General features: G+C 70.8%; 24 protein-coding genes. 11 read left to right on the top strand and 13 right to left on the bottom strand.

Annotated elements, in window-relative coordinates:
- Positions 1–87 precede the first annotated feature (87 nt).
- Positions 88–474, top strand: a complete 387-nt coding sequence (locus tag ACIQWG_RS24575; protein ID WP_404099535.1) for an STAS domain-containing protein — start codon at positions 88–90, stop codon at positions 472–474.
- Here ACIQWG_RS24575 and ACIQWG_RS24570 read toward each other — a convergent pair.
- Positions 358–1377, bottom strand: a complete 1020-nt coding sequence (locus tag ACIQWG_RS24570; RefSeq protein ID WP_404099532.1) for a sigma-70 family RNA polymerase sigma factor — start codon at positions 1375–1377, stop codon at positions 358–360. The two genes, ACIQWG_RS24575 and ACIQWG_RS24570, sit on opposite strands and share 117 nt — an antisense overlap.
- A 178-nt stretch (positions 1378–1555) precedes the next feature.
- Positions 1556–2824 carry an MFS transporter gene (locus ACIQWG_RS24565; protein WP_404099529.1) on the bottom strand — a complete coding sequence of 423 codons (1269 nt, stop codon included), beginning with the start codon at positions 2822–2824 and terminating at the stop codon, positions 1556–1558.
- Between the two features lie 63 nt (positions 2825–2887).
- Between ACIQWG_RS24565 and ACIQWG_RS24560 the strand changes: the two genes are divergently transcribed.
- The gene (locus ACIQWG_RS24560; protein WP_404099526.1) at positions 2888–3838 is read left to right on the top strand and encodes a LysR substrate-binding domain-containing protein; all 951 of its coding nucleotides are present in this window, start codon (positions 2888–2890) and stop codon (positions 3836–3838) included.
- A gap of 7 nt (positions 3839–3845) precedes the next feature.
- Here ACIQWG_RS24560 and ACIQWG_RS24555 read toward each other — a convergent pair whose 3' ends face one another.
- Positions 3846–4607, bottom strand: a complete 762-nt coding sequence (locus tag ACIQWG_RS24555; RefSeq protein WP_404099523.1) for an alpha/beta hydrolase — start codon at positions 4605–4607, stop codon at positions 3846–3848.
- Positions 4608–4741: 134 nt separating this feature from the next.
- On the opposite strand from ACIQWG_RS24555, the gene ACIQWG_RS24550 reads away from it, so the two are divergent.
- Positions 4742–5905 carry an adenosine deaminase gene (locus ACIQWG_RS24550; protein ID WP_404099521.1) on the top strand — a complete coding sequence of 388 codons (1164 nt, stop codon included), beginning with the start codon at positions 4742–4744 and terminating at the stop codon, positions 5903–5905.
- Between the two features lie 138 nt (positions 5906–6043).
- Positions 6044–6448 (top strand): ATP-binding protein, encoded by a 405-nt coding sequence (locus ACIQWG_RS24545; RefSeq protein ID WP_404099519.1) that lies wholly within the window; start codon positions 6044–6046, stop codon positions 6446–6448.
- Between the two features lie 93 nt (positions 6449–6541).
- On the opposite strand, the gene ACIQWG_RS24540 is transcribed toward ACIQWG_RS24545, so the two are convergent.
- From ACIQWG_RS24540 to afsQ1, 5 genes are all read right to left on the bottom strand, one after another.
- The gene (locus tag ACIQWG_RS24540) at positions 6542–6751 is read right to left on the bottom strand and encodes a PspC domain-containing protein (RefSeq protein WP_404099517.1); all 210 of its coding nucleotides are present in this window, start codon (positions 6749–6751) and stop codon (positions 6542–6544) included.
- Between the two features lie 108 nt (positions 6752–6859).
- Positions 6860–7411 (bottom strand): VanZ family protein, encoded by a 552-nt coding sequence (locus ACIQWG_RS24535; RefSeq protein WP_404099514.1) that lies wholly within the window; start codon positions 7409–7411, stop codon positions 6860–6862.
- A gap of 162 nt (positions 7412–7573) precedes the next feature.
- The gene (locus ACIQWG_RS24530) at positions 7574–8185 is read right to left on the bottom strand and encodes a hypothetical protein (protein ID WP_404099512.1); all 612 of its coding nucleotides are present in this window, start codon (positions 8183–8185) and stop codon (positions 7574–7576) included.
- Positions 8185–9747 (bottom strand): ATP-binding protein, encoded by a 1563-nt coding sequence (locus ACIQWG_RS24525; RefSeq protein ID WP_404099510.1) that lies wholly within the window; start codon positions 9745–9747, stop codon positions 8185–8187. Before ACIQWG_RS24525 ends, ACIQWG_RS24530 begins: the two co-directional genes overlap by 1 nt.
- Positions 9744–10421 (bottom strand): two-component system response regulator AfsQ1, encoded by a 678-nt coding sequence (gene afsQ1 / locus ACIQWG_RS24520; protein WP_190072356.1) that lies wholly within the window; start codon positions 10419–10421, stop codon positions 9744–9746. Before afsQ1 ends, ACIQWG_RS24525 begins: the two co-directional genes overlap by 4 nt.
- A gap of 266 nt (positions 10422–10687) precedes the next feature.
- Between afsQ1 and ACIQWG_RS24515 the strand changes: the two genes are divergently transcribed.
- Entirely contained in the window at positions 10688–11434 is a 747-nt protein-coding gene (locus tag ACIQWG_RS24515; protein WP_404099507.1) for a SigE family RNA polymerase sigma factor, read from the top strand.
- Between the two features lie 206 nt (positions 11435–11640).
- Here the strand turns inward: ACIQWG_RS24515 and ACIQWG_RS24510 are convergent, their stop codons facing one another.
- From ACIQWG_RS24510 to deoC, 5 genes are all read right to left on the bottom strand, one after another.
- Positions 11641–11958, bottom strand: a complete 318-nt coding sequence (locus ACIQWG_RS24510; RefSeq protein ID WP_404099504.1) for a DUF6281 family protein — start codon at positions 11956–11958, stop codon at positions 11641–11643.
- A 57-nt stretch (positions 11959–12015) separates the two neighbouring features.
- Positions 12016–12717 (bottom strand): uridine kinase, encoded by a 702-nt coding sequence (locus ACIQWG_RS24505; protein ID WP_404099503.1) that lies wholly within the window; start codon positions 12715–12717, stop codon positions 12016–12018.
- 113 nt (positions 12718–12830) lie between these two features.
- Positions 12831–13745: an aldehyde dehydrogenase family protein gene (locus ACIQWG_RS24500; RefSeq protein ID WP_404099501.1), complete on the bottom strand. Its 915-nt coding sequence runs from the start codon at positions 13743–13745 to the stop codon at positions 12831–12833.
- Positions 13738–15174: an aldehyde dehydrogenase family protein gene (locus ACIQWG_RS24495; protein ID WP_404099499.1), complete on the bottom strand. Its 1437-nt coding sequence runs from the start codon at positions 15172–15174 to the stop codon at positions 13738–13740. The genes ACIQWG_RS24500 and ACIQWG_RS24495 overlap by 8 nt, the downstream gene beginning before the upstream one ends.
- Before the next feature lie 5 nt (positions 15175–15179).
- Complete coding sequence (gene deoC, locus ACIQWG_RS24490) at positions 15180–16145, bottom strand: deoxyribose-phosphate aldolase (RefSeq protein WP_404099497.1); 966 nt, start codon at positions 16143–16145, stop codon at positions 15180–15182.
- Positions 16146–16319: 174 nt separating this feature from the next.
- Between deoC and ACIQWG_RS24485 the strand changes: the two genes are divergently transcribed.
- From ACIQWG_RS24485 to ACIQWG_RS24460, 6 genes are all read left to right on the top strand, one after another.
- Positions 16320–17027 carry a PH domain-containing protein gene (locus ACIQWG_RS24485; protein WP_404099494.1) on the top strand — a complete coding sequence of 236 codons (708 nt, stop codon included), beginning with the start codon at positions 16320–16322 and terminating at the stop codon, positions 17025–17027.
- A 331-nt stretch (positions 17028–17358) separates the two neighbouring features.
- On the top strand, positions 17359–17706 hold the full coding sequence (locus ACIQWG_RS24480) for a hypothetical protein (RefSeq protein ID WP_404099491.1): 348 nt from the start codon (positions 17359–17361) through the stop codon (positions 17704–17706).
- 127 nt (positions 17707–17833) lie between these two features.
- Complete coding sequence (gene pstC, locus ACIQWG_RS24475) at positions 17834–18841, top strand: phosphate ABC transporter permease subunit PstC (protein ID WP_404099488.1); 1008 nt, start codon at positions 17834–17836, stop codon at positions 18839–18841.
- Between the two features lie 84 nt (positions 18842–18925).
- Positions 18926–20179 (top strand): phosphate ABC transporter permease PstA, encoded by a 1254-nt coding sequence (pstA, locus tag ACIQWG_RS24470; protein ID WP_404099485.1) that lies wholly within the window; start codon positions 18926–18928, stop codon positions 20177–20179.
- Positions 20176–21903, top strand: coding sequence for a phosphate ABC transporter substrate-binding protein PstS (gene pstS / locus ACIQWG_RS24465; protein WP_404099483.1), 1728 nt, complete (start codon positions 20176–20178; stop codon positions 21901–21903). The genes pstA and pstS overlap by 4 nt, the downstream gene beginning before the upstream one ends.
- Positions 21903–24404: a hypothetical protein gene (locus tag ACIQWG_RS24460; protein ID WP_404099481.1), complete on the top strand. Its 2502-nt coding sequence runs from the start codon at positions 21903–21905 to the stop codon at positions 24402–24404. The genes pstS and ACIQWG_RS24460 overlap by 1 nt, the downstream gene beginning before the upstream one ends.
- Positions 24405–24497 lie beyond the last annotated feature (93 nt).

Below are 24497 nucleotides of genomic sequence, written 5' to 3'. Positions count from 1 at the left end.
GGGCAGCGGGTCAACGTGATCTCGGTCGGCGGACGCCCTGCGCAAGCGCGACGAGCAGCGGGAACCGGCGGCCGACGGCCCGGTCCGATGAGTTACGCCCGCCCGCCCGGTCTACCGATCGTGGATGCCATGACACCCGCCGTACTCGTGCTGGCCGGCCCCGTCACCCGGGACGAGGTGGCGGGGCTGTGCGACGACGTACGGGACCGGCTTCAGGCCGGTGGGGCGGGAGTCGTGGTGTGTGACGTGGGCGGGCTCGGGCCGCCGGGCCTGGGCGTCGTGGACCTGCTGGCACGGCTCCAGCTGGCCGCACGGCGGGCCGGGGGCCGGATCCGGCTGCGCGACCCCGATCCCGCGCTAGACGCCCTCCTCGACCTGGTCGGTCTCCGCTTCGAGGTGGAGGGGGAGTCCGAACAGCGGGAACCAGCGCTTGGTGTCGAGGAAGCAGTGGAACCCGGTGATCCGGCCGTCTGAGATCTCCAGCACCTGCACCGCCCAGGGGGTGTAGCCGCCCGCCTCCGGGTCCGGCTTGTACTGCGCGAAGCCGGGCAGCCCGTTGACCTGGACCGGCATCAGGCGGGAGTTCGCGCAGGGCGCGCCGAGCGTGGTCATGAAGCCGGTGATGTCCTTGACGCCGGTCAGCCACAGGTCGAACGGCGGCATCGTCATGATGGCGTCCTCGTGCAGCAGGGCCGTCAGCGCCGTCATGTCGTAGCCCTCGAAGGCGGCGACATACCGGTCCAGCAGCTTCTGCTGCTCCTCGTCCAGCGGGTCGGAGACGGTGGCCTCGGCCCCCGGCTGCTCCCGCTCGGCGAGGGTCGCGCGGGCCCGCTGAAGGGCGCTGTTGACCGACGCGACGGTGGTGCCGAGCAGCTCGGCGACCTCGCTCGCCTTCCAGGCCAGCACCTCGCGCAGGATGAGCACCGCCCGCTGCTTGGGCGGCAGCTGCTGGAGGGCGGCCATGAAGGCGAGCCGCACCGACTCCTTGGCGACCGCCGCCTCCGCCGGGTCGTCGGTCGTCGGCAGCACCCGGCTGTCCGGCATCGGCTCCAGCCAGGTGTTGTCCGGGCGGGGCGAGAGCGCCGCCTGGGCCAGCGGCGTCGACTCCATGAGGTCCATGGGCCTGGCCCGCTTGTTGCCCGCCGTCAGCATGTCCAGGCAGACGTTGGTCGCGATGCGGTACAGCCACGACCGGAGACTGGAGCGCCCCTCGAACTTGTCGTAACTCCGCCAGGCCCGCACCATCGTGTCCTGCACCGCGTCCTCGGCCTCGAAGGACGAGCCGAGCATGCGGTAGCAGTACCCGGTCAGTTCGACGCGGTGTTTCTCCAGCCTGACGTCCAGGTCCGTTGTCGTAGTCGCCGTGCCGTCGCTCATCGTCCACCCACCCCTGTGGCCGTGTCCCGTGGTGCGCCTCGTCGCGCCCACCACTTCGGAAGCTACCGCAGCCCACTGACAATGGCCCCCGGAGCGGACGAACACCCAGGTGAGAGCCGTACACATACCGCTCCCCCTGACCGGCCGACCCCGGTCAGGGGGAAGAGGGACGTGCGGCTCAGGCCGTCGCGAGCCGCTGCTGGGCCCGAGCCGCACGTGTTCCGAAAACGGTGATCGTCACGACGCCGATCACCGCGAGCAGGCCGACCCCGACCGTCCCGGCCCAGCCGCCCGCGTGGAAGGCGACGGCGCCCACCGTGCTGCCCGCGCTGGAGCCGACGTAGTAGGCCGACTGGTACAGCGCCGCGGCCTGGGCGCGGCCGTGGGTGGCCGTCTTGCTGACCGCCGAGGACGCCACCGCGTGCCCCGCGAAGAAGCCGCCGGTGATCAGGACCAGGCCGAGCAGGACCAGCGGGAGCGAGTCCGCCAGGGACAGCAGCAGGCCGCTCGCCGTGGTCGCGCCCGCCGCGTACAGGGCGCCGCGGCGGCCCAGTCGGCCCACCAGTCGGCCCGCCGTGGACGCCGAGACCGTGCCGACCAGGTAGATCAGGAAGATCGAGCCGATGATGCCCTGGGGGAGCGAGAAGGGCGCTTCGGTCAGGCGGTAGCCGATCACCGTGTACACGCCGCCGAAGACCGTCATGAACAGCGCGCCGATCGCGTACAGCCGGCACAGCAGCGGGTCGGAGAGGTGCTCGCGGACCGTGCGGGCCAGGACACGCGGGCGCAGGGAGCCGGGCTTGAAGTGGCGTGGTGCGGGGAGCAGAAGGCGGAACGCCACCGCGCAGGCCACCGCGATCGCGCCGATGACGCCGACCGCGACCCGCCAGCCCCATTCCTGGGCGACCCAGCCCGTGATCACCCGGCCGCTCATCCCGCCGACGCTGTTGCCCGCGACGAACAGTCCGATCGCCGTGACCAGCGCCTTCGGGCGGACCTCCTCGGCCAGATACGCCGTCGCCGACGCCGGGAGTCCGGCCAGCGCGGCACCCTGGAGCGCCCGGAGCACGACCAGGGAGGTCAGGTTCGGCGCGAAGGGGACCAGGAGTCCGACGGTCACCGCGACAGCCAGCGACGCCGTCATGACCGTACGGCGTCCGAACCGCTCCGACAGGGCGCTCATGGGCAGGACGAACAGGGCCAGCCCGCCGGTCGCCGCCGCCACCGTCCAGCTCGCGTCGCTCGCCGCCACGCCGAAGTCACCCGAGATCAGCGGCAGCAGGGCCTGTGTGGAGTACAGGAGGGCGAAGGTCGCGACGCCGGCGAGGAAGAGGGCGAAGCTCATCCGGCGGTAGCCGGGGCCGCCCGGTGCCATACGGGAGTCGACGACGGGGACTGCGGGTGTGGCGTCCATGGTGGTGGACGCCGCGGTACTGGCGGGAGACATGCTTCGAAGCTACGTACGGCCGCGCTGATCCGTCCAATGCATGGAATCGCCATAATCGTTCCCATGGTGCATCAGAAGAGGTCACAGGATCGACTGTCACCGTCCAGTGACACAGAAGACATGACGACGTTGCTCGCTCCGCGCCTCGCCCACTTCGCCGGAGTGGCCCGGACCGAGCACGTCACCCGCGCCGCCCAGGAGATGGGGGTCCCGCAGTCCACGCTCTCGCGCGCCATGGTCCGCCTGGAACAGGACCTGGGCGTCGACCTGTTCGCCCGGCACGGCCGTACGGTCTCCCTGACCCCGGCCGGCCGCACCTTCCTCGGCTCGGTCGAGCGGGCCCTCGCCGAGATCGAGCGCGCCGCCGAGGAGGTCCGCGCCGACGCCGACCCGGCCACCGGCAAGGTCGCCTTCGGCTTTCTGCACACCATGGGCGCGGAGACGGTACCCGGTCTGCTGCACGCCTTCCGCGCCGACCACCCGCGTATCCGCTTCAGCCTGGTCCAGAACTACGGCGAGGCGATGATCGAGCGGCTGCGGGCCGGCGAGCTCGACCTGTGCCTGACCTCCCCGGTGCCGGACGCCCCCGACCTGGTGGCCCGGCGGCTGGACGAGCAGAAACTGCGTCTGGTCGTGCCCGCGGACCACAGCCTGGCGTCCCGCAAGCGCATCCGCCTGGCCGAGGCGGCGACCGAGATCTTCGTGACCCTGGAGCCGGGCTACGGCCTGCGGCGCATCACCGACGACCTGTGCAAGGAGGCGGGCTTCAAGCCGCGCATCGCCTTCGAGGGCGAGGAGGCGGAGACCCTGCGCGGACTGGTGGCGGCGGGTCTCGGGGTCGCCCTGCTGCCGCCGCCGGCCTACCCCCGGCCGGGGGTGGTGGAACTGACGGTCACGGCCCCCAGGGCGGCACGGGAGATCGGCGTCGCCTGGCTGGCGGACCGCCCGGACACGCCTCCGGTGGCGGCGTTCAAGAAGTTCCTGCTGTCGAGGCGGGGGAGCCTGCTGCCCTGAGGCCGGGCTATCTGCGCAGGGACTTGCCGAAGCCCGCGGCCAACGGCATCCGCAACCCCAGCGGCGGCGGGGCCGCGAAGGCGTCCGCCACCGGCCGGGAGAAGACCCGCCCGAAGAGTGCCCCCATGACGAAGTCCTGGGCCAGTGCGAGGACTTCGTCGCGGTGCTGGTGCAAGCCGTGCCGGTCGGAGTGCACTTCGAACCGGCACACGTCCCGGTTGGCCTTCTTCGCCCGCTCCGCCAGCCGGAACGACAGTTCGGGATCGGTCCGTTCGTCGTTCGTGCCGTGCACGATCATCACCCGTCTGCCGCTGAGCTGCTTCACCGGTTCGGGTGCCGCCGCCATGTCGTCCTCCGGCAGCCAAGGGGCGATCGCCAGCACGGAGTTGACGGCCTCGTGGCCACCGGAGCGCAGGGCCGCCCGGCCGCCCATGTCGATCCCGACGAGGCACACGGGGACGTCCCCATAGCGTCGTACGGCCTCGTCGGCCGCCCACAGCGCGTCGCTCGCCTGGTTCGCGGCGTTGCCGTTCCAGCCGCGGAAGCGGTAGCGGACGACATGGGTGGCCAGGCCGTCCTCGCGTCCCGCCCGCGTCAGACGGCGGCCCAGCGTCCTTACGTACGAGGTCGCCAACAACGTCGCCGGCTTGCGATGTGAGACCTCGTCACCCGCGGGCAGCAGGAGTACCACTCCGCTCACCGCCGTCGGCTCCGGCCCGATCGCCCTGCCCAGCCGGACCCTGCGAACCGGCGTCGCTTGGTGTGCCATGACAGAACAGTGTCAGAAGCATGGGTGTACGCCACCCGTCCTTGGGATCACCGTTACGTATCGACGCATTCGTACAAGCAGGAAAATGGGGTGTTCAGGGGGCGATCTACGCGCGTAGGCGTTAGAGTGCGGAAATGACGAGCGAGACAGCCCCGAAGGCGAACACCCCGAGCTCGGACCAGATCCGCCGGGCCCCGAAGGTTCTGCTGCACGATCACCTCGACGGCGGGCTCCGCCCCGGCACCGTCATCGAACTCGCCCGCGAGACGGGCTACACCCAGCTCCCCGAGACCGACCCCGACAAGCTCGGCGTGTGGTTCCACGAGGCCGCCGACTCCGGCTCCCTGGAGCGGTACCTGGAGACCTTCTCCCACACGGTCGGGGTGATGCAGACCCGCGAGGCCCTCGTCCGGGTCGCGCGCGAGTGCGCCGAGGACCTCGCCGAGGACGGCGTCGTCTACGCCGAGGTGCGCTACGCGCCGGAACAGCACCTCGAAGGCGGGCTCGGTCTCGAAGAGGTCGTCGAGGCCGTGAACGAGGGCTTCCGCGAGGGCGAGGAGCTCGCGCGGCAGAACGGCCACCGCATCCGCGTGGGCGCGCTGCTCACCGCCATGCGGCACGCCGCCCGCGCGCTGGAGATCGCCGAACTCGCCAACCGCTACCGCGATCTGGGTGTCGTCGGCTTCGACATCGCGGGCGCCGAGGCCGGGCATCCGCCGACCCGGCACCTCGACGCCTTCGAGTACCTCAAGCGCGAGAACAACCACTTCACCATCCACGCCGGCGAGGCCTTCGGGCTGCCGTCCATCTGGCAGGCCCTCCAGTGGTGTGGCGCCGACCGGCTGGGGCACGGGGTGCGCATCATCGACGACATCCAGGTGCAGGCCGACGGCTCGGTGAAGCTCGGGCGGCTCGCGTCGTACGTACGGGACAAGCGCATCCCGCTGGAGCTGTGCCCGAGCTCCAACCTCCAGACGGGCGCCGCCGACTCCTACGCCGCGCATCCGATCGGGCTGCTGCGCCGGCTGCACTTCCGGGCGACCGTGAACACCGACAACCGGCTGATGTCGCATACGAGTATGAGCCGGGAATTCGAGCATCTTGTCGACGCGTTCGGTTACACGCTCGATGACATGCAGTGGTTCTCCGTCAATGCGATGAAATCATCGTTCATTCCTTTCGATGAACGGCTCGCGATGATCAATGACGTCATCAAGCCTGGATATGCCGAACTGAAGTCCGAGTGGCTGTTCCGGCAGACCGCCTCTACCAGCGGTTCTCCGGAAGGGACCGGCTGACCTGGGGTCTTGTGGTCACACGGAATGCGGGCGGCATTCACAATCCGTCCGCATTTCGATGTTTGCGGCCGGGTGCCGGGCGTGTTTACGGTCGAGGACCGCTTACATCCCCGTAACCAATTTTCGAGGACGCATTTCATGAAGCAGTCTGCTGCCAAGACCCTCGGTGTCGCCGCTCTCGGTGCCGCTTTCGCCGCCGCCGGCGCGGGTGCCGCGAACGCCGCGCCGGCCGGGCCGGAGGCCGCCGCCGGTACGGCGCTCGACACCGTCACCCGGACGCTCCCCGCCGAGAACCTCTCCCAGGCTCCGGGTGCCGCCGAGGGCCTGGCCCACGGGCAGGAGGCGCTCGCCACCGGGCTGGCGGCCGCTCAGCCGGCCGCCGGGCAGGCCGTGGCCGGTGGGCCGACCGAGGTGGTCGCCGGGCTGCTCGGGGGCCTGCCGGTGCAGGGTCTGCCCGCCGCCGAGGGGCTGCCGGTGCAGGGTCTGGCGACCGGTGCGCTGCCCACCCAGGGGCTGCCGGTGAACGGCCTGCCGCTCGCCTGAGTCCGGCTCATCCAGCACGCGCCGCTGGGGCGTACCCCTTGGACACGGGGTACGCCCCAGCGGCGTCGTGCGTGGCGCGTTGTGCGTCGGGTGCTACCAGGCCGTGCGGGTCTTGTTCGCCTTGTCCTCCGAGGGGAGCAGGATCCACAGCGCTATGTAGAGCAGGAACTGCGGGCCCGGGAGCAGGCAGGAGACCAGGAAGATCACGCGCATCGTCGTCGCGGAGGTGCCGAAGCGTCGCGCCAGCGCGGCGCACACTCCGCCGATCATGCGGCCGTTGGTGGGTCGGGCGAGCGCGGTCATGGTGCGGCTCCTTCGTGAGCGTCGGCCGAAGGTCTCCCTTGCGGGGCCTCCGGGTGGTTGCCTCATCTGACATCCACACTACGAAGACGAACCGGGCAAAGCGTCACTCTACGGAGCTATCCCGACCCTGGGAATCGTCGGGGTCCGACCCTGAGAGGGCTCCTCCTGGGGGACCGTGGCGCGGTGCGCGCGCTCGGACCTGCGACGGAGGTGGATACGGGTGGCCGGCACGATCGCCGCGTGGGCGAGGGCCACACCGGCCGTGTTCAGGAGCAGCGAGTCGACGTCGACGGTCTGGCCGGGGACGCCGGTCTGGAGCAGCTCTATGCCCAGGGAGATCAGGGACCCCGCGGCGACCGTGCGGACCAGGGAGCCCAGCGGGGAGGCGGTGAGCCTGCCGTGTGCCATCGGGAGCAGTACGCCGAGGGGGGCCAGCAGGGCGAGACCCTCGGCGATGCGGCGGGCGGCCTCCTGCCAGCCGAGGGCCAGGTCGGCTCTGATGCCGGCGAACGGTTGCAGGTTGGCCGGGGTCATCCACGGGACGTCCAGGGGGCGCAGCGTGAGCCAGGCGACGAACGCGAGGTGTGCGAGCAGGAGGATGCCTCCTGTCGCGCGGATGCGGATTGCGGCGTTGCCGCCGATGGAGCCTTGACGCTGCACGCCCCCCTAGACGCGCCCCCCGGCGGGATCGGTTCCGGGGGGTGGCGTACCCGGGTGAGGCGTCGGCCACATGGCGCCTGCGGCGGGTGGGCGCGTCTCGTCCAGTGGGGTTCGCGCAGCGCCCGTGCGTGCGTGGCGGGCCGGGGCGGTACGCGGGTGCGGTCAGCCGTCCGTGACGTCCGTCGACGGGGGCTCGTTGCTGCCCGGTCTGGTGCGGACCTCGTCCGTGCACTCGTAGCGGCGTGGGGGGCTCGCTGTGGGGCCGCCCAGGATCACCGAGCCGTCGCCCTCCGCGGCCGAGGAGTCCGAGAAGGTGCAGACGATCTGGGCCAGGGCGTAGGACGTCAGGTCGTCGGGCGGGGTGCTCAGGCGGAGGGTCTCCTCCGGGTCGGCCCGGCGGGGGCCGGTCACGCCCATCGCGCCTCTGACGTCCGAGGTGTAGCCGGCCTCTTTCTCGGCGGCGGACGGTGTCGCCTCCAGTTGGTCCAGCAGGCCCTGCGCCACCAGGATGCGGCGGGCCGAGTCCGCCGTGCCCTCCGGCACGCGTACGGTGCGGTCCACCGCGACCAGTTGTGAGCCGCACAGCAGGAAGACCTGGACGGGCAGGCCGCGAGCGGCCTGCGTCGACACGTTCGGCTCGGACAGGGAGCAGCGCACTCGGGACGGGGCCGGGCCGAAGTCGGTGGGGACCTCGGTGGAGCGTATGCCGCAGCCGGAGAGCACGGCGGCCGACAGCGCGGCGAGGGCGAGGAGACGGCGGCCGGGTCGCTGCATCACGCCTCTCCCTTCTTCTCGTCGTTCTCGCCGTTGGTCCGTTCCAGCTCCGAGGTGTCCCTGGGCAGGGTGAGGGTGAAGACCGCGCCGCCCTCGGGGGAGTTGGCGGCGGTGATCTCGCCGCCGTGGATATGGGCGTTCTCCAGCGCGATGGACAGGCCCAGGCCGCTGCCCTCGGAGCGCGGGCGGGAGGCGCTGGCCTTGTAGAAGCGGTCGAAGACGTGCGGGAGTACGTCCTCGGGGATGCCGGGGCCGTGGTCCTGGACCTCGATGACGACCGAGTCCGGGGTGTAGCCGACCGAGACACGCACCGGGGAGCCGCCGTGCTTGAGGGCGTTGCCGATCAGGTTGGCCAGGATGACGTCGAGGCGGCGGGGGTCGAGGCGGGTCATGATGCCGCGCTCGGCGTTCAGGTCCACGGCGTCCAGCCAGGCGCGGGCGTCGATACAGGCCGTGATCTGGTCCGCGAGGTCGACGTCGTCCAGGACCAGGCGTGCCGTGCCCGCGTCGAAGCGGGTGACCTCCATCAGGTTCTCGACCAGGTCGTTCAACCGGCGGGTCTCGCTCACGACGAGGCGTACGGCCGGCTCGATCATGGGGTCCATGGAGCCGGACTCCGCTTCCAGTTCCTCTTCGAGGACCTCGGTCACGGCCGTGATCGCGGTGAGCGGGGTGCGCAGCTCGTGGGACATGTCGGCCACGAAGCGGCGGGACGCCTCGTCGCGGGAGGCCATGTCGTCGACCCGCTTCTCCAGCGCGGCGGCGGCGTTGTTGAACGTGCGGGACAGGTCCGCCAGTTCGTCGGTGCCGGAGACCCGCAGCCGGGTGTCCAGCTTGCCCTCGCCGAGGCGGCGGGCGGCGACACCGAGGCGCTGCACCGGCTTCAGTACGGTCGTGGCGGCGGCCTGCGCGAGCAGCGCGGAGCCGATCAGCGCGAGGCCGGTGGCGATACCGAGGGACCAGGCCAGGGAGTTGAGGTCCTTGGCCTCCTGCTCCAGGGACTTGAGCATGTAGCCGGTCGGACCACCGCCGCCCACTTTCGTGCCGGCGATCAGATACGGGGTGTCGTCCTCGACCATCCGCTGCCAGTACAGGTGGTACTCCGCCTTGTTGCTGGAGTTGAGCTCCTGCTTCTCGTTCACCGCGGTACGCAGGGACTCCGGTACGTCGGCGAGGGTGAAGCCGTCCAGGCCGCCGGAGCTGCCGTAGGCGGGCTTCCCGGCGGTGTCCTGGGCGACGAGGAGCACGCTGAAGCGCTGGCTGCTGTTGGCCATCTGACCGGCGGTGTGCTGGAGTTCGTCCTGAGTGGGCGCCTCCGGCAGCAGGCCCGCGCGGTTCTGCATCTCCTGCTCGAAGTCGCGCAGCACCGCGTCCTGGGTGCGGGTCAGGACCGCCTCGCGGTTGAGCCAGTAGGCGATGCCGGACGCGGACACGGCGGCCGTGAGCGCGACGAGGCCGAAGACCACCACGAGGCGCAGGCGCAGGCTCGTGAAACGCAGCCTCGACCACACTCCCTTGCGAGCCGCGACCCAGCCGCGGAACCCCCCTTGCGCTGCTGTCACTGAGGCGCGTCCAGGCGGTAGCCGACACCACGGACGGTACGGATCAGGGTGGGGGAGGACGGGACGTCCTCGACCTTGGCGCGCAGCCGCTGGACACAGGCGTCCACGAGGCGGGAGTCGCCCAGGTAGTCGTGCTCCCAGACCAGGCGCAGGAGCTGCTGACGGGACAGGGCCTGCCCCGGGCGGCGGCTCAGTTCGAGCAGCAGGCGCAGCTCGGTCGGGGTGAGCTGGAGGTCCTCGCCGTTCTTCGTCACGGTCATGGCCGCGCGGTCGATGACCAGGCTGCCGTAGGTCGCGGCGTCGTTCGACTCGCGTTCCCCGCGGCGCAGCACGGCACGGATGCGGGCGTCCAGGACCCGCCCCTGCACGGGTTTGACGATGTAGTCGTCCGCGCCGGACTCCAGTCCGACCACGATGTCGATGTCGTCGTTGCGCGCGGTCAGCAGGATGATCGGCAGCTGGTCGGTGCGCCGGATGCGGCGGCACACCTCGAAGCCGTCGATACCGGGCAGCATCACATCCAGCACGATCAGGTCGGGCCGCTGTTCACGCAGCAGTTTCAGACCGTCCTCGCCGGTGGCAGCAGTGGCCACACGGTGTCCCTGGCGAGTCAGTGAGAGCTCCAGGGCCGTACGGATGGCGTCGTCGTCCTCGATCAGCAACAGGGAAGGCACGGGGCACATTCTGGCCCATGCGGGGGTGGTCTTTCGACACCTGTACGAGCAGTAGGGATACGTGCGCGTAGCGCTGTCGGCTGTGCTCGCGCTGTGCCGGCGCTGGGCGCTGTCCCTGACACAGGCCCCTGTGACAGGTCTGTGACAGTCGGCGGACACGGCCATGAAGGTGCCCGGGCAAGCTTTTCGACACAAGCAAGGCAGCAAGCCGCACGACAGCAAGTCGCACGAGCAGAACACCGGAAGTCCACGACGGGGGGCGCGAGATGAACACGCTGCACGGCACCAGCACCAGCGCAGTGATCACGCGTCTGCACGACGTGCACGGGGGCCGGGGTTCCGAGAAGTCCGGTGCCGTGAGCGGGCGGGGGTGCGCTCGCGGCACCGGGCGTCAGCACACCGCGTACATGACGGTGGTTGACGGTCTCACGGGGGAGACGCACGGGGGAGCCGCGTACAGGGAGGACTCGGGGGAGCGTCGACGCTCGCTGTCGGAGGCGGAGTTCACCGCCTACGTCCAGGAGCGCCGCGCCTCCCTGTACGCAACCGCCTACCACCTGACCGGTGACCGCTTCGAGGCCGAGGACCTGTTGCAGAGCGCGCTGTTCTCGACCTACAAGGCGTGGGACCGGATCAGCGACAAGGCGGCGGTCGGCGGATACCTCCGCCGCACCATGACCAACCTGCACATCAGCGCGTGGCGCCGCCGCAAGCTGAACGAGTACCCGACCGAGGAACTGCCGGAGACGCCCGGTGACACGGACGCGATGCGCGGCACCGAGCTGCGCGCGGTCCTGTGGCAGGCGCTGGCCCGGCTGCCCGAACTCCAGCGGACGATGCTGGTCCTCCGTTACTACGAGGGCCGCACCGACCCGGAGATCGCGGAGATCCTCGGCATCAGTGTCGGCACGGTGAAGTCCAGCATCTGGCGGTCGCTCCGCCGGCTGCGCGAGGACGAGGTCCTCAGCTTCGGCCGTGACGAGGAGGACGCCTTCGGGGAGCTTGTCGCCTGAAGGTCCGGGGGGATCGCTCGGGGGAGCGGTAACCGGTGGGGGGACCCACGGGGGTCGGGGGGCCAACGGGGGACCCTGCGGATCCCATGGGGAAACACCGGGGGGGGAAGCACGGGGGACGCCCCACCACGGGGGAAACGGGTGGGGCACAACGAGAGCGGGGCTGGAGGGCCGGGGGGTCCGTCCAGTCCCGCTTCGCTGTGCGGTCAGCGGGCGGCCATCGGAGCCGCCTCGGCGGGACTGTCACCGACGGCGATGGCCTCGGTGGGGTCGACCCCCTCGATCGCGTAGGCGCCGGTCGTGCCCTCGGGGATGCTGTCCCCCGGGTCGTTCGGGGTGTCGTCGCACTCCGAGACCGTGGCGGTGCCCAGCCGCTCGCCGACCCGGAAGACGGACTTCTCGGTGGGCAGGTAGTCGCGAGTGCCGTAGGTCACCAGGCCCGAGCAGGAGGCCGCGTCGCTCGCGACGGTGCACCCGGCGGCCGCCAGTGTCACGATCGTCACGAGCAGAGCCGCACGCTTCATCTTCGTCCCTTCCGTCGCAGGATCTCAGGCCTACGACGGAGGAGGCGCCGGCTTCGTTCAGGCCGCCGAAGTGGCCGCCGGGCAGCGGCCCGCCGCGGCCGCGGTGAGGCGGCCGAGGGCCTCGTCGCGGTCGCAGGCGTAGGCGCCCAGGGACGTCTGGTGGGCGACGATCGAGCGTTCCAGGCGCATCAGACGCCAGCCGCGGCGCAGCAGGAACGGCACCGACTTGCGGCCCTCCTTCAGATCGCGCAGGAAGCGGCGGCGGAAGGTCTTCACCGGGCCGCGGCTCAGGCACAGCGCGTCGGCCAGCACGCCCAGTTCACGGCAGCGGGTCACGATCTCGGCCGCGAAGATGCCCTCCGCGATGAACAGCGGGGTACGGCCGATGTCGACGGTCTCCTCGCCGGTGCGGGCGCTCAGGGAGATGTCGTACAGAGGGACGTGCGTCCGGCCCGTGCGGCACAGCTCGGTGATCGCCGCGACGGCCGCGTGGGCGTCCCACGAGTCGGGGTGGTCCCAGTCGATGTCGGAGCTCCCGGGGACCTGGGGCAGAGTCGGGTCGTCGGCCTCTTTGTAGAAGTCGTCGAGCCGCAGCACCGGAAGACCGGAGCGCGCCGCGAGAAGGGACTTGCCGGAGCCGGAGGGGCCGCAGAGCAGCACGACTCGCGTCGGTATGGGTGGTTGGGAACTCACGGGACACCAGTGTGGGGCATCACCGGGCCCGGATACGACCCGGCGTACCGCGTTTGCAGTGCGCATCACACCTCGACCACATCTCGCGTTCACCTCGGCACCCTGGGTGTCGGGGCGACAGCAGAGAGCCGCGTTCCCCCCGGACGGAGGGGGAACGCGGCTCCCTGGTCCGAGGGACGTCAGTAGGAGGAGCCCGACGCGCCCAGCGACCCCGTCGGGTGCCAGACCGTCTTCGTCTCCAGGAACGCCGTCATACGGTCGATGCCGGGGTCCGCGGCCCAGTCGTCCACAGGCTGTGGACGCAGGACGCGCTTGAGGTTGTCCGCCGCGGCGATCTCCAGCTCCTTGGCCAGTACGTCGTCGGCGCCGGCGAGATCGATGGCGTTGACGTCCTGGTGCGCGGCCAGCGGCGCCGCGATCTCCGCCGTACGGCCGGACAGGACGTTGACCACACCGCCGGGCAGGTCGGAGGTGGCGAGCACCTCGCCCAACGACAGTGCCGGCAGCGGGGACTTCTCCGACGCCACCACGATCGCCGTGTTGCCCGTCGCGATCACCGGGGCGACCACGGACACCAGGCCCAGGAACGACGAATCCTGCGGGGCCACGATCGCGACCACGCCGGTCGGCTCGGGCGAGGACAGGTTGAAGAACGGGCCCGCGACCGGATTGCCGCCGCCCACGATCTGGGCGATCTTGTCCGTCCAGCCCGCGTACCAGACCCAGCGGTCGATCGCCGCGTCGACCTGCGCCGCCGCCTTCGACTTCGACAGCCCCTCGGCGTCACCGACCTCGCGGACGTACTGCTCGCGCCGGCCCTCCAGCATCTCGGCGACGCGGTAGAGGATCTGGCCCCGGTTGTACGCGGTCGCGCCCGACCAGCCGCCGAACGCCTTGCGCGCGGCGACCACGGCGTCACGGGCGTCCTTGCGGGACGACAGCGGGACGTTCGCCAGCCAGTTGTCCTTCGAGTCCGTCACCTCGTACACCCGGCCGCTCTCGGAACGCGGGAACTTCCCGCCGACGTACAGCTTGTAGGTCTTGAAGACGGAGAGCCGCTCGGCGCGCTCGGTCTTGTCGCTCTTGTCAGACATCGAGGTACGCCTCCAGGCCGTGGCGGCCGCCCTCGCGGCCGAAGCCCGACTCCTTGTAGCCGCCGAACGGCGAGGTCGGGTCGAACTTGTTGAACGTGTTGGACCAGACGACACCGGCCCGGAGCTTGTTCGCCACGGCGAGGATCCGCGAGCCCTTCTCGGTCCAGATGCCCGCCGAAAGGCCGTACGGCGTGTTGTTGGCCTTGGCGACGGCCTCGTCCGGCGTACGGAACGTCAGCACCGACAGCACCGGGCCGAAGATCTCGTCGCGGGCGATCCGGTGCGCCTGGGTGACGTTCGTGAACAGCGTCGGGGCGAACCAGTAGCCGCTCTCCGGGATGTCACAGGCCGGCGACCAGCGCTCGGCGCCCTCCGCCTCGCCCGCCTCGACGAGCGAGGTGATCCGGGTCAGCTGCTCCTCGGAGTTGATCGCTCCGATGTCGGTGTTCTTGTCCAGCGGGTCGCCGAGCCGGAGCGTCGACAGGCGGCGCTTGAGGGAGTCCAGCAGCTCGTCCTGGATCGACTCCTGCACCAGCAGGCGGCTGCCCGCGCAGCAGACCTGGCCCTGGTTGAAGAAGATCCCGTTGACGATGCCCTCGACGGCCTGGTCGAGCGGGGCGTCGTCGAAGACGATGTTGGCGCCCTTGCCGCCGAGCTCGAGGGTGACCTTCTTGCGGGTGCCGGCGACCGTGCGGGCGATCTCCTTGCCGACGGCCGTGGAGCCGGTGAAGGCGACCTTGTTCACGTCCGGGTGCGCGACGACCGCGGCGCCCGCGTCGCCGTATCCGGGAAGGATGTTGACGACGCCCTTGGGCAGGCCCGCCTGGCGGCAGATGTCCGCGAAGAACAGGGCGGACAGGGGGGTCGTCTCGGCGGGCTTCAGGACGACCGTGTTGCCGGTCGCGAGCGCCGGGGCGATCTTCCACGCCAGCATGAGGAGCGGGAAGTTCCAGGGGATGACCTGGCCGGCCACGCCCAGCGGCCGCGGGTTCGCGCCGAAGCCCGCGTGGCCGAGCTTGTCGGCCCAGCCGGCGTAGTAGAAGAAGTGCGCGGCGACCAGCGGGAGGTCCGCGTCGCGGGTCTCCTTGATCGGCTTGCCGTTGTCCAGGGTCTCCAGGACGGCGAGCTCACGGGCCCGCTCCTGGATGATCCGGGCGATGCGGAACAGGTACTTCGCACGCTCGGAGCCCGGCAGCGCCGACCACTTCTCGAAGGCCTTGCGGGCGGCCTTCACGGCGCGGTCCACGTCCGCCTCGCCGGCCTGGGCGATCTCGGCGAGGACCTCCTCGGTGGACGGCGAGACGGTCTTGAAGACCTTGCCGTCGGCCGCCTCCACGAACTCGCCGTCGATGAACAGTCCGTACGACGGCGCGATGTCGACGATCGAGCGGGACTCGGGGGCCGGTGCGTATTCGAATACCGATGCCATGGTGATCAGTCCACCGTCACGTAGTCGGGGCCGGAGTAGCGGCCGGTGGCCAGCTTCTGCCGCTGCATCAGCAGGTCGTTCAGAAGCGAGGAGGCGCCGAAGCGGAACCAGTGGTTGTCCAGCCAGTCCTCGCCGGCGGTCTCGTTGACCAGTACGAGAAATTTGATGGCGTCCTTGGTCGTCCTGATCCCGCCGGCCGGCTTCACGCCGACCTGGATGCCGGTCTGGGCGCGGAAGTCCCGCACCGCTTCCAGCATAAGGAGGGTGTTCGCCGGAGTGGCGTTCACGGCGACCTTGCCGGTGGACGTCTTGATGAAGTCGGCGCCGCCCAGCATGCCGAGCCAGCTGGCCCGCCGGATGTTGTCGTACGTCGACAGTTCGCCGGTCTCGAAGATGACCTTGAGGCGGGCCGCCCCGCAGGCCTCCTTCACGGCGACGATCTCGTCGTACACCTTCATGTAGTTCCCCGCGAGGAAGGCCCCGCGGTCGATGACCATGTCGACTTCGTCGGTACCGGCTTCGACGGCGTCGCGGACGTCCGCCAGCTTCACACCGAGGGCGGCGCGGCCCGCCGGGAAGGCGGTGGCCACCGAGGCGACCTTCACCGAGGAGCCGGCGACGGCCTCCTTGGCGGTGGCCACCATGTCGGGGTAGACACAGACGGCGGCCGTCGGCGGCACCGTCCGGTCGGTCGGGTCGGGACGGACCGCCTTGGCGCCGAGTGCCCGGACCTTGCCCGGGGTGTCCGCGCCTTCCAGCGTCGTCAGGTCGACCATCGAGATGGCGAGGTCGATGGCGAACGCCTTGGCGGTCGTCTTGATGGAACGGGTACCGAGGGACGCGGCCCGCCCCTCCAGGCCGACCGCGTCGACACCCGGCAGCCCGTGGAGGAAGCGGCGCAGCGTGCTGTCGGACGCGGTGACGTCCGTGAGTGCGTGAGCTGCGGCAGATGCATTGGTGGGCATGGTCACCAGACGAGCATATCTACGCGCGTAGCGGCTGTACAGCCCTCGTGGTTCGCGGATGCGTACCGGACCGTCGCACGCCCTGAGGTCTGCCGGGGCACCGTACCCGCGCACGGTGGAGCTCCCGCTGTGCATGGGGAACCCGCCGGGCCGTCGCGGGCATGGTGCACAATCGGCCTCATGAGGACGCCCGACGAACAGCCCACCGCCCCGGACCCCGCTTCGAAGGACCGGGTCCACCGCTCGCCCATGGGTATCGTCGGCGGCGTCCTGCTGCTGGGCGTCGCGCTCTGGCTCGGCATCGACGCCCTGGTGCGCGGCGAGGGCCGCACCCAGTGGCTCGCGCTCGCCGCGCTGATCCTCGTCGTGCCGGTGGTGTCCGCCTTCACCCTGCGGCCCGCCGTCTACGTCAACGACGATCGGCTGCGCATCCGCAACCCGCTCCGGGTGATCGTGCTGCCCTGGGGGCAGGTCGGCGCGCTGCGCTCGGGCTACTCGAACGAGGTCGTCGCCAAGTCCGGCACCAAGTTCCAGCTCTGGGCGATCCCGGTCTCGCTGCGGGCCCGCAAGAAGGCGGCCCGGCGCACGGCACGGGCTTCCGCCGAGCGCGGCGCCGCCGCGCGGGGGGAGCGTCGCGGGGGTGGCGGAGCCGGGTACGGCGGCTCGGCGGGATTCGGCGGGCTCGGGGCGCAGCGCGGCGATGTCGACATCGACGGGCCGATGCGGGCCGAGACCGACAAGGTCATGGACGATCTGCGCGACCTGCTTCAGCACCGGGAGCAGGCCAAGTCCGCGCAGGGCGAGGTGACCGTGCGCTGGGCCTATGAGGTGGCGGGGCCGGCCATCGCGGGCGCGATTCTGCTGGTGATCCTGCTGGCGACGGGCTGAGCGGCCCACAGCACCGGAGGAGGGCCGGCGCGTTCACAGCTTCCTGTGACATGGGCCCCAAGTCCCGGTTTCCGCCCCTAATTGGCAACGTTGTCCAGTCCGTGCAGTGAGCGCTTTCTCGGGAGTTGTCCTAGGGGTTACCGAGGGGATACTTCGACATGAAGCGTGCGACCGGCAGGTACTTTGTCGGGTCTTTGCCTGCCTCCCCTCATTAGATTGCTGGTGCCGCCCCCTAACGCCTTACCTGCACGTTTACTCGTCCGTGGGCGGCGGGGGTGGGGACATGGAACGGTCCGGCGAGGCGGGGAGATCCTCCGTCGCGGTGGTGGGCATGAGATGCCAGATCGACATCAACGGGGAAGGGGGATTCGGCTGGCGGCTGGTGGCGTCCAACGGGCGCTCGGTCGCCGTGTCGCTGACCTCGCACGACACCCACGACCATTGTCGTGAGGCGTTCTTACGGTTGTGCAAACGCCATGATCACATGGCCGGCGGTGTGCAGCACAGCATCGAGGGCGGCGGTTGGGTGTGGGCGGTGTGGGACACCTCCGGGTCCCATCTGGCGGGATCGGCTCGCACGTACGAGCGGCACGCGACATGCCGGTCCTCCTATGAGCGGTTCCGTGCCATGCTGCCGGAACTGGCTTACTCGGGACCGGAGTTGTGGGGCGAGACCTGAGTCGACGGCGGCGACGGAAGTTGCCCCCAGGGAACCCCTCGTTCACGCGTCGGGATGAGCATGTCAACCGATGCCCCGGAGTGTCGGGAACGTGCCTTCGCTCAGAAGATCCAGACAGCCGCAGCCCGTGACCGCCACAGCCGCCGGGGCCGTCGACAACGACGTACCCCGGCGGCTGTACGCGGATCCGGGGCTGCCCGACCGCGTCTTCCGCGCGGTCCTGCGCTCCGGCGGCGGCCTCGTGCTGACCGTGATGCTGCTCGTCGGCGGCTTCCTGCTGTACCGCGCGTGGCTGGCGCTCGACCGGGCCGGCTGGTCGTTCCTGACCACCGCGGACTGGGCGCCGGACAGCGGGAACTTCGGCATCGCGGCCGTGCTGGTCGGCACCGTCCTGATCGCGTCCGTCGCGGTCTGCGTGGCCGTACCGCTGGCGACCGGGGCGGCCCTGTACATCTCCGAGTACGCCTCGCCCCGGCTGCGCCGGACGCTGATCAGCGTCGTCGACCTGATGGCAGCGGTGCCGTCCGTGGTCTACGGCCTGTGGGGGGTGTTCCTGCTCCAGGACCGGGTGCTGCCGACCGCCCGCTGGATCGCCACCTACTTCGGCTGGATCCCGGTCTTCGACGTCGAGGGCGCCGACCCGAACGACCCGCTCGCACCGCCCAGCCTCTACACGTCCTCGACCTTCATCGCCGGACTCGTCGTCGGCATGATGATCGCGCCCATCATCTGCTCGATCATGCGCGAGGTCTTCTCCCAGGCCCCGGCCGGTGAGCGGGAGGGCGCCTACGCGCTCGGCGCCACCCGCTGGGGCATGATCCGCTCCGTCGTCCTGCCCTTCGGGCGCGGCGGCATGATCGGCGGCACCATGCTGGGCCTCGGCCGCGCGCTCGGCGAGACGATCGCCGTCTACATGATCATCTCGGTGACCTTCGACATCCAGTGGCACGTCCTCCAGTCCGGCACCAGCTCGGTCTCCTCCCTGATCGCGCTGCGCTACGGCGAGGCCAGCGAGTTCGGCATGTCCGCGCTGATGGCGGCCGGCTTCGCGCTCTTCGTGATGACCCTGATCGTCAACTTCGCCGCCTCCTCGATCGTCGCCCGGTCGCGCTCGGGCGCGGCGAGCGACGCCTGACGTGCGCCCGCGCCCGCCCCGCACGCCCGCGACCCCGGAACCGTCCACCCCGCCCCCCGGACCTCGTACTCGGAAAGAGCCCTCATGACCCTTGCCCCCGAGGCGCCCCAGCGGCCGCGCACGTCGCTGCCGGGCCCGGCGCGGGCCGCCGCACCCGGCGGTGAGCGCCGGCGCGCCCTCACCGCGCTGCGCAGCACCGACGTCTACGCCGTGCTCGGCGCCGCCGCCTCCGCGCTGTCGCTGACCTGGCTGCTGTTCGGGCGGCTGCTGCCGTTCAACGGCGTCGTCGGCTTCGTCGTCACGGCGTACGGCCTGTTCCTGCTGGTGTACGCGCTGCTGGTGTCCCTCGACGAGGACGGACCGGCCGTCGTGGACCGGATCGCGGCGGCGGTCGTGCGGTCGATGGGCGTGCTGCTGGTGGCGATCCTGACGGTCGTCGTGGTGTACGCGCTCGTCGAGGGCCGCCGGGCCCTGGTGCACCTGAACTTCTTCACCGAGGACATGTCGCTGGCCGGCCCGCTGGAGCCGCTCACCGTCGGCGGCGCCCTGCACGCGGCGGCCGGCACCCTCATCCAGATCACCATCGCGCTGCTGATCACCGTGCCGTCCGGGGTGGTCTGCGCGGTGTTCCTCAACGAGGTGCCCGGCCCCTTCGCCCGGTTCGTGCGCACCATCGTCGAAGCGATGACAGCGTTGCCGTCGATCGTGGCGGGCCTGTTCGTCTACGCGACGCTGATCCTGAGCGGTGTCGTGGAACGGTCCGGCATCGCCGCCGCGTGCGCCCTGTCCGTGATGATGCTGCCGATCATCATCCGCGCCGCCGACGTCGTCATCCGCCTGGTGCCCGGCACCCTGCGCGAGGCCGCGTACGCCATGGGTACGTCACGCTGGCGCACCGTCTGGCACGTCGTCCTGCCGACCTGCCGCTCCGGACTGACCACCGCGGTGATCCTCGGCACCGCACGCGGCATCGGCGAGACCTCCCCGGTGCTGCTGACCTCGGGTTTCACCAACGAGCTCAACCTGGACCCGCTGCACGGCCCGATGGTCTCCCTGCCCCTGGCGACCTTCGAGTTCGTCAGGTCGCCCGAACCCACCATGGTCGCCCGCGGCTTCGGTACGGCGTCCCTGCTCATGGCGCTGGTGCTGCTGCTGTTCGTGGCGGCGCGCATCGTCGGCGGCCGCGGGCCGGGGCAGTTGACCCGCCGCCAGGAGCACCGCCGGGTGCTCGCCTCACGACGTGACGCGCGTCGCTTCGCGGAGCGGGCCACACCCGCGCCGCCCACAGACCTGAACCCGCCCGCCCCTCTCCGTACCGAACCCGGGAGTCCGTCGTGAAACCCGCCACTCGCTTCCGTCTGGCGGCCACCGTGCTGTCACTGCTGTGCGCGCTGCTCGCGGTCAACACACCACCGGCCGCGGCCGCTTCCTACGCCAAGATCACCGGCTCCGGATCCACCTGGAGCGCCAACGCGGTCCAGCAGTGGGTCCGCAACGTCAAGGCCAACTACGGCATGACGGTCAACTTCTCGGCCAACGGCTCCTCCCAGGGTCGTGAGCAGTTCAAGAACAACACCGTCGACTTCGCGGTCTCCGAGATCCCGTACGGCCTGAAGGAACAGGGCATCACGGACCAGCCGCCACGGCGGGGCTACGCCTACATGCCGATCGTGGCCGGTGGCACGGCGTTCATGTACAACCTCAAGATCAACGGCAAGATGGTCACCAACCTGCGGCTGTCCGGCCCGACCATCGCCAAGATCTTCACCGGGAAGATCACCCGCTGGAACGACGCCGCGATCCGCTCCGACAACCCGGGCCTGACCCTGCCGGCCCGCGCCATCGTCCCGGTGGTGCGCTCCGACGGCTCCGGCACCAGCGCCCAGTTCACCACCTGGCTGTCCAAGGAGCACGGCTCGCTCTGGGCCGACTACTGCTCCCGCACCGGCCGGGGCGGGAGCAACTGCGGCATGACCTCCAACTACCCGCTGCTCAGCGGCTCCGCGATGGTCTCCAAGTCGGGCTCGCTCGGCGTCTCGGGCCATGTCCGCCAGCCCTCCGGCGAGGGGGCCATCACCTACGTCGAGTACTCCTACGCCAAGAACACCGGCTTCCCCGTCGCCAAGGTCCTCAACAAGAACAACTACTACGTCGAGCCGACGGCCGCGAGCGTGGCGGTCGCCCTCACCAAGGCCGCGATCAACAACAACCCGCGGTCCGTCAACTACCTGACGCAGATCCTGGACGGTGTCTACCGCAACGCGGACGCCCGCACTTACCCGCTGTCCAGCTACAGCTACATGATCCTCCCCACCAAGGAGGAGGCCGGCTTCACCAAGGCCAAGGGCAACTCGCTCGGCACGTTCGGCCGTTACTTCCTCTGCGACGGCCAGCAGCAGGCGGATCAGCTCGGGTACTCGCCGCTGCCGAAGAACCTCGTCCAGGCCGGCTTCGACCAGCTGCGCAAGGTGCCGGGCGCGCCCACCGGCTCCATCAACATCAACGACTGCCGCAACCCCACCTTCTCGGGCGGCGTCAACACCCTGATCAAGAACGCCCCGTACCCCAAGTCCTGTGACAAGAAGGGGCCCACGCAGTGCACCACCGGCACCGCGGGTGCCGCGGGCACGGACACGCCGGTCAAGCCAGGCGCGCAGGGCGGTGGCAACGGCGGCTCGGGCGGCTCGGGTTCCTCCACCGGCGGCTCGGGGTCCGGTACGGCCACCGGCGGCGCGGGCGCCACGGGCGGTACCGGCGGCAGCAGCGCCTCCGCCGACACCGACGGCGACGGACAGCCCGACGCCACCGGGGGCGCCGCGGCGGGCGGCTCCACCGGCGGGGTGATCGACCCCGACACCGGCGAGCTGGTCAGCGCCGCGGGCACCGGCACCGGCGACACCTCCGTCGCCGCCAACCCGGTCAGCCTCGCCTCCGGCAACGCCTTCGGGCTGCGCGGCGCCTTGATGGCGCTGTCCGCCGTCCTGCTCGTCGCGGTGGTCATCGGACCGCCGCTCACCGCGCGGGCCCTCGCGGCACGCAACCGCCGCAAGGGAGAGTTCTGATGAGACCGCCGACGCTACGCATACGCAGAACCGGGCCGGGGGCGTCTCCCGGCCGCCGGCGGGTCACGCTCGGCGTGGGAGCGCTCCTCGCCGCCGTCACCCTCGCCCTGCTGCCGCTGCCCGAAGGGGCGGACCAGGCCCAGGCGGCCACGGCCGGGAGTTCGGCGGTGACCAAGAGCGGGACGAAGGGCCAGTACGACGACTTCTCCGGCCTCAAGGTCACCGTGCACCAGACCGAGGGGCTCAGATGGCAGGGCGTCAAGGTCTCGTGGGAGGGCGGCAAGCCCGCGCCGAAGACCCCCGCCAAGCACAACTTCCTTCAGATCATGCAGTGCTGGGGCGACGACCCGGCCAAGGGGCCGGACCGGACGCAGTGCGAGTTCGGCAACGAGGCCAGGATCCCCCCGGGGACCGGTCGCCAGGTGGCGCCGGCGACCGACCCCCTGGAGACGGGCGAGCTCGCGACCGACGAGTTCGGACGGACCTTCGTCCCCTTCCGTCCGGTGAGCGGCCCCGCCACCACCACGCCGCTCGAAAGCACCTACTTCACCGCCGGGGACACCAACTCCCTGTCCTGGCTGCCCAATGACGGCAACGGCGAGGGCGAGACGGTCTTCGAGATGAAGTCCGCGCTGGAGTCGGAGTACCTGGGCTGCGGCGCCCGCAAGACGTCGGGCGGCGCCGTCAAGCCGTGCTGGCTGGTCGTGGTGCCCAGGGGCGAGCACGAACCGGACGGCGGCTCCGAGGTCAGGCCGACCCTCACCTCGGCGCTCAGCCAGTCCAACTGGAACCAGCGGATCACCTTCCGCCTCGACTTCGAGCCGGTGGCGGCCGCCTGCGACCCCGACAAGCCGGAGCGCGTGATCATGGGCTCCGAGCTGGCCACCGACGCGGTCACGGCCTGGCAGAGCGAGCTGTGCCGGACCGGCACCCACCGGTTCACCTACACCCAGTCCGGCGAGTCGCACGCCCGGGAGGCCGTGCTGACACCGGGCGAGGGCACACCGGGGCTCGCCATGACACTCGACCCGGTACAAGCGGCCGAGGGCACGGCTCAGGTGGTGCACGCACCGGTCGCGATCAGCGGACTGACGGTCGCCTTCGTGTGGATGTACGAGAAGGAATCCTTCAACTACGTACCGCTGAAAGACCTCAAGCTCAATCAGAGGCTCCTGGCCAAGGCGCTCACCCAGTCCTACCCCAGCAGTCTGGTCTCCTCCCAGGAACCCGTCCCCGAATACCTCGTCGGCAATCCGAAATACATCGGCGGCGACCCGGAATTCCTGAAGCTCAACCCCGGCTTCCAGGGAGCGGACTTCAAGTCCCCGATAGGTGTGGTCATCACGTCGGAAAACACCGACTCGGCCCGCATGATGTGGGAATACATTCTCGCGAACCCGGACGCGAAGAACTTCCTCTCAGGGAAAAAGGACCCCTGGGGAATGAAGGTGAACCCCGAGTACCTCAAGGACGGGGTGATCACGGACTCCCTCGACTACTTCCCCAAGGCCGACCTCACGCCCACGAACGTGCCGTGCAGCGGTGGCGCCGCCGACGCCAAGATGGCCCGCACCGGCCAGGAGGTGGTCCCGTACGCCACCGACATGCATGACGGGGCGGTGAAGATCCGCCGGGGCGACATCGGCACCGCCTTCGAGTGCACCGCCAACCAGAGCCTCACGAAGTGGGCGACGGTCGAGCGGGCGACTCCGGTGGACCAGCGGCAGATCGGCGTCGTCGACAACGTCTCCGCCTGGCGCTACCAGCTGAACACCGCGGCCCTGCCGGGCGCCGACGGGCAGTACGTCGAGCCGACCGGTGCCTCCCTGCTGAAGGCCGTCGCCCAGATGCCCGACTCGCAGGTGGCCGGCGTCAAGAAGCCCGCCCCCGCCAGGATGAAGGACGGCGCCTACCCGCTGACCGCCGTGGTGTACGCGGCGTCCTCCCTCGAGCAGGCCAAGGACGCCCGGCAGGACTACGCCAAGGTGATCCGGTACGCGGCCGACAAGGGCCAGGTCCAGGGCACCGCCAACGGCCAACTGCCCTTCGGGTACGCCCCGCTGCCCGCGGCGATGCGCCAGCAGGCGCAGAAGGCGGCGGACCGGCTGGAGAAGGGCGCGGTGGACCCCGGCGACGGGCCGCCCGCCGACCCACCCGGCTCCGGCGACGGCTCGAACGGCGGCAGCGGCGGGGACACGGCGGTGAGCGGCCTGTCCGGCGGCGCCGGCGGCCTCACCGGCGGCGACACGGCCGGTACGACGGGCGGTACGACGGACCCGGCGGCCGACCCCGGCGCGGCCGACGCGTCCTCGCCCTCCGCCGTCCCGACGGAGACCGACCCGGCGAAGCAGAACGTGGCCCGGTCCGGCGGACTCACCCCCTCCGAAGTCCTGGGCCTGGTCCGCTGGGTCCTGCTCGGCGTGCTGATCGCGGGCGGCGTGGCCGCGCTCGCGGGCCCGGTCATGCTGCGGCTGTCGGTGCGCAGGGCGGGCAGCGGCTGAGTTCTCCCGCATCCGTATTCCCCGGGGCTCGGAAAGTCCGGCAGTCCCGGGGAATTACCGCACAATCCAGTGAATTCCCTTGGATTCACCTAG

Origin of the sequence: Streptomyces sp. NPDC098781, from assembly GCF_044759995.1 — a bacterium.
Lineage (GTDB): Bacteria > Actinomycetota > Actinomycetes > Streptomycetales > Streptomycetaceae > Streptomyces.
This window is presented reverse-complemented; position numbering and strand designations above follow the sequence as displayed.

Excerpts from the sequence above, each read along its gene's own strand:
- ACIQWG_RS24575 (WP_404099535.1), top strand. The coding sequence starts at position 88 with ATGAGTTACGCCCGCCCGCCCGGTCTACCGATCGTGGATGCCATGACA.
- ACIQWG_RS24570 (WP_404099532.1), bottom strand. The coding sequence starts at position 1,377 with ATGAGCGACGGCACGGCGACTACGACAACGGACCTGGACGTCAGGCTG.
- ACIQWG_RS24565 (WP_404099529.1), bottom strand. The coding sequence starts at position 2,824 with ATGTCTCCCGCCAGTACCGCGGCGTCCACCACCATGGACGCCACACCC.
- ACIQWG_RS24560 (WP_404099526.1), top strand. The coding sequence starts at position 2,888 with ATGGTGCATCAGAAGAGGTCACAGGATCGACTGTCACCGTCCAGTGAC.
- ACIQWG_RS24555 (WP_404099523.1), bottom strand. The coding sequence starts at position 4,607 with ATGGCACACCAAGCGACGCCGGTTCGCAGGGTCCGGCTGGGCAGGGCG.
- ACIQWG_RS24550 (WP_404099521.1), top strand. The coding sequence starts at position 4,742 with ATGACGAGCGAGACAGCCCCGAAGGCGAACACCCCGAGCTCGGACCAG.
- ACIQWG_RS24545 (WP_404099519.1), top strand. The coding sequence starts at position 6,044 with ATGAAGCAGTCTGCTGCCAAGACCCTCGGTGTCGCCGCTCTCGGTGCC.
- ACIQWG_RS24540 (WP_404099517.1), bottom strand. The coding sequence starts at position 6,751 with ATGACCGCGCTCGCCCGACCCACCAACGGCCGCATGATCGGCGGAGTG.
- ACIQWG_RS24530 (WP_404099512.1), bottom strand. The coding sequence starts at position 8,185 with ATGCAGCGACCCGGCCGCCGTCTCCTCGCCCTCGCCGCGCTGTCGGCC.
- ACIQWG_RS24515 (WP_404099507.1), top strand. The coding sequence starts at position 10,688 with ATGAACACGCTGCACGGCACCAGCACCAGCGCAGTGATCACGCGTCTG.
- ACIQWG_RS24510 (WP_404099504.1), bottom strand. The coding sequence starts at position 11,958 with ATGAAGCGTGCGGCTCTGCTCGTGACGATCGTGACACTGGCGGCCGCC.
- ACIQWG_RS24505 (WP_404099503.1), bottom strand. The coding sequence starts at position 12,717 with ATGCGCACTGCAAACGCGGTACGCCGGGTCGTATCCGGGCCCGGTGAT.
- ACIQWG_RS24500 (WP_404099501.1), bottom strand. The coding sequence starts at position 13,745 with ATGTCTGACAAGAGCGACAAGACCGAGCGCGCCGAGCGGCTCTCCGTC.
- ACIQWG_RS24495 (WP_404099499.1), bottom strand. The coding sequence starts at position 15,174 with ATGGCATCGGTATTCGAATACGCACCGGCCCCCGAGTCCCGCTCGATC.
- ACIQWG_RS24485 (WP_404099494.1), top strand. The coding sequence starts at position 16,320 with ATGAGGACGCCCGACGAACAGCCCACCGCCCCGGACCCCGCTTCGAAG.
- ACIQWG_RS24480 (WP_404099491.1), top strand. The coding sequence starts at position 17,359 with ATGAGATGCCAGATCGACATCAACGGGGAAGGGGGATTCGGCTGGCGG.
- pstA (WP_404099485.1), top strand. The coding sequence starts at position 18,926 with ATGACCCTTGCCCCCGAGGCGCCCCAGCGGCCGCGCACGTCGCTGCCG.
- ACIQWG_RS24460 (WP_404099481.1), top strand. The coding sequence starts at position 21,903 with ATGAGACCGCCGACGCTACGCATACGCAGAACCGGGCCGGGGGCGTCT.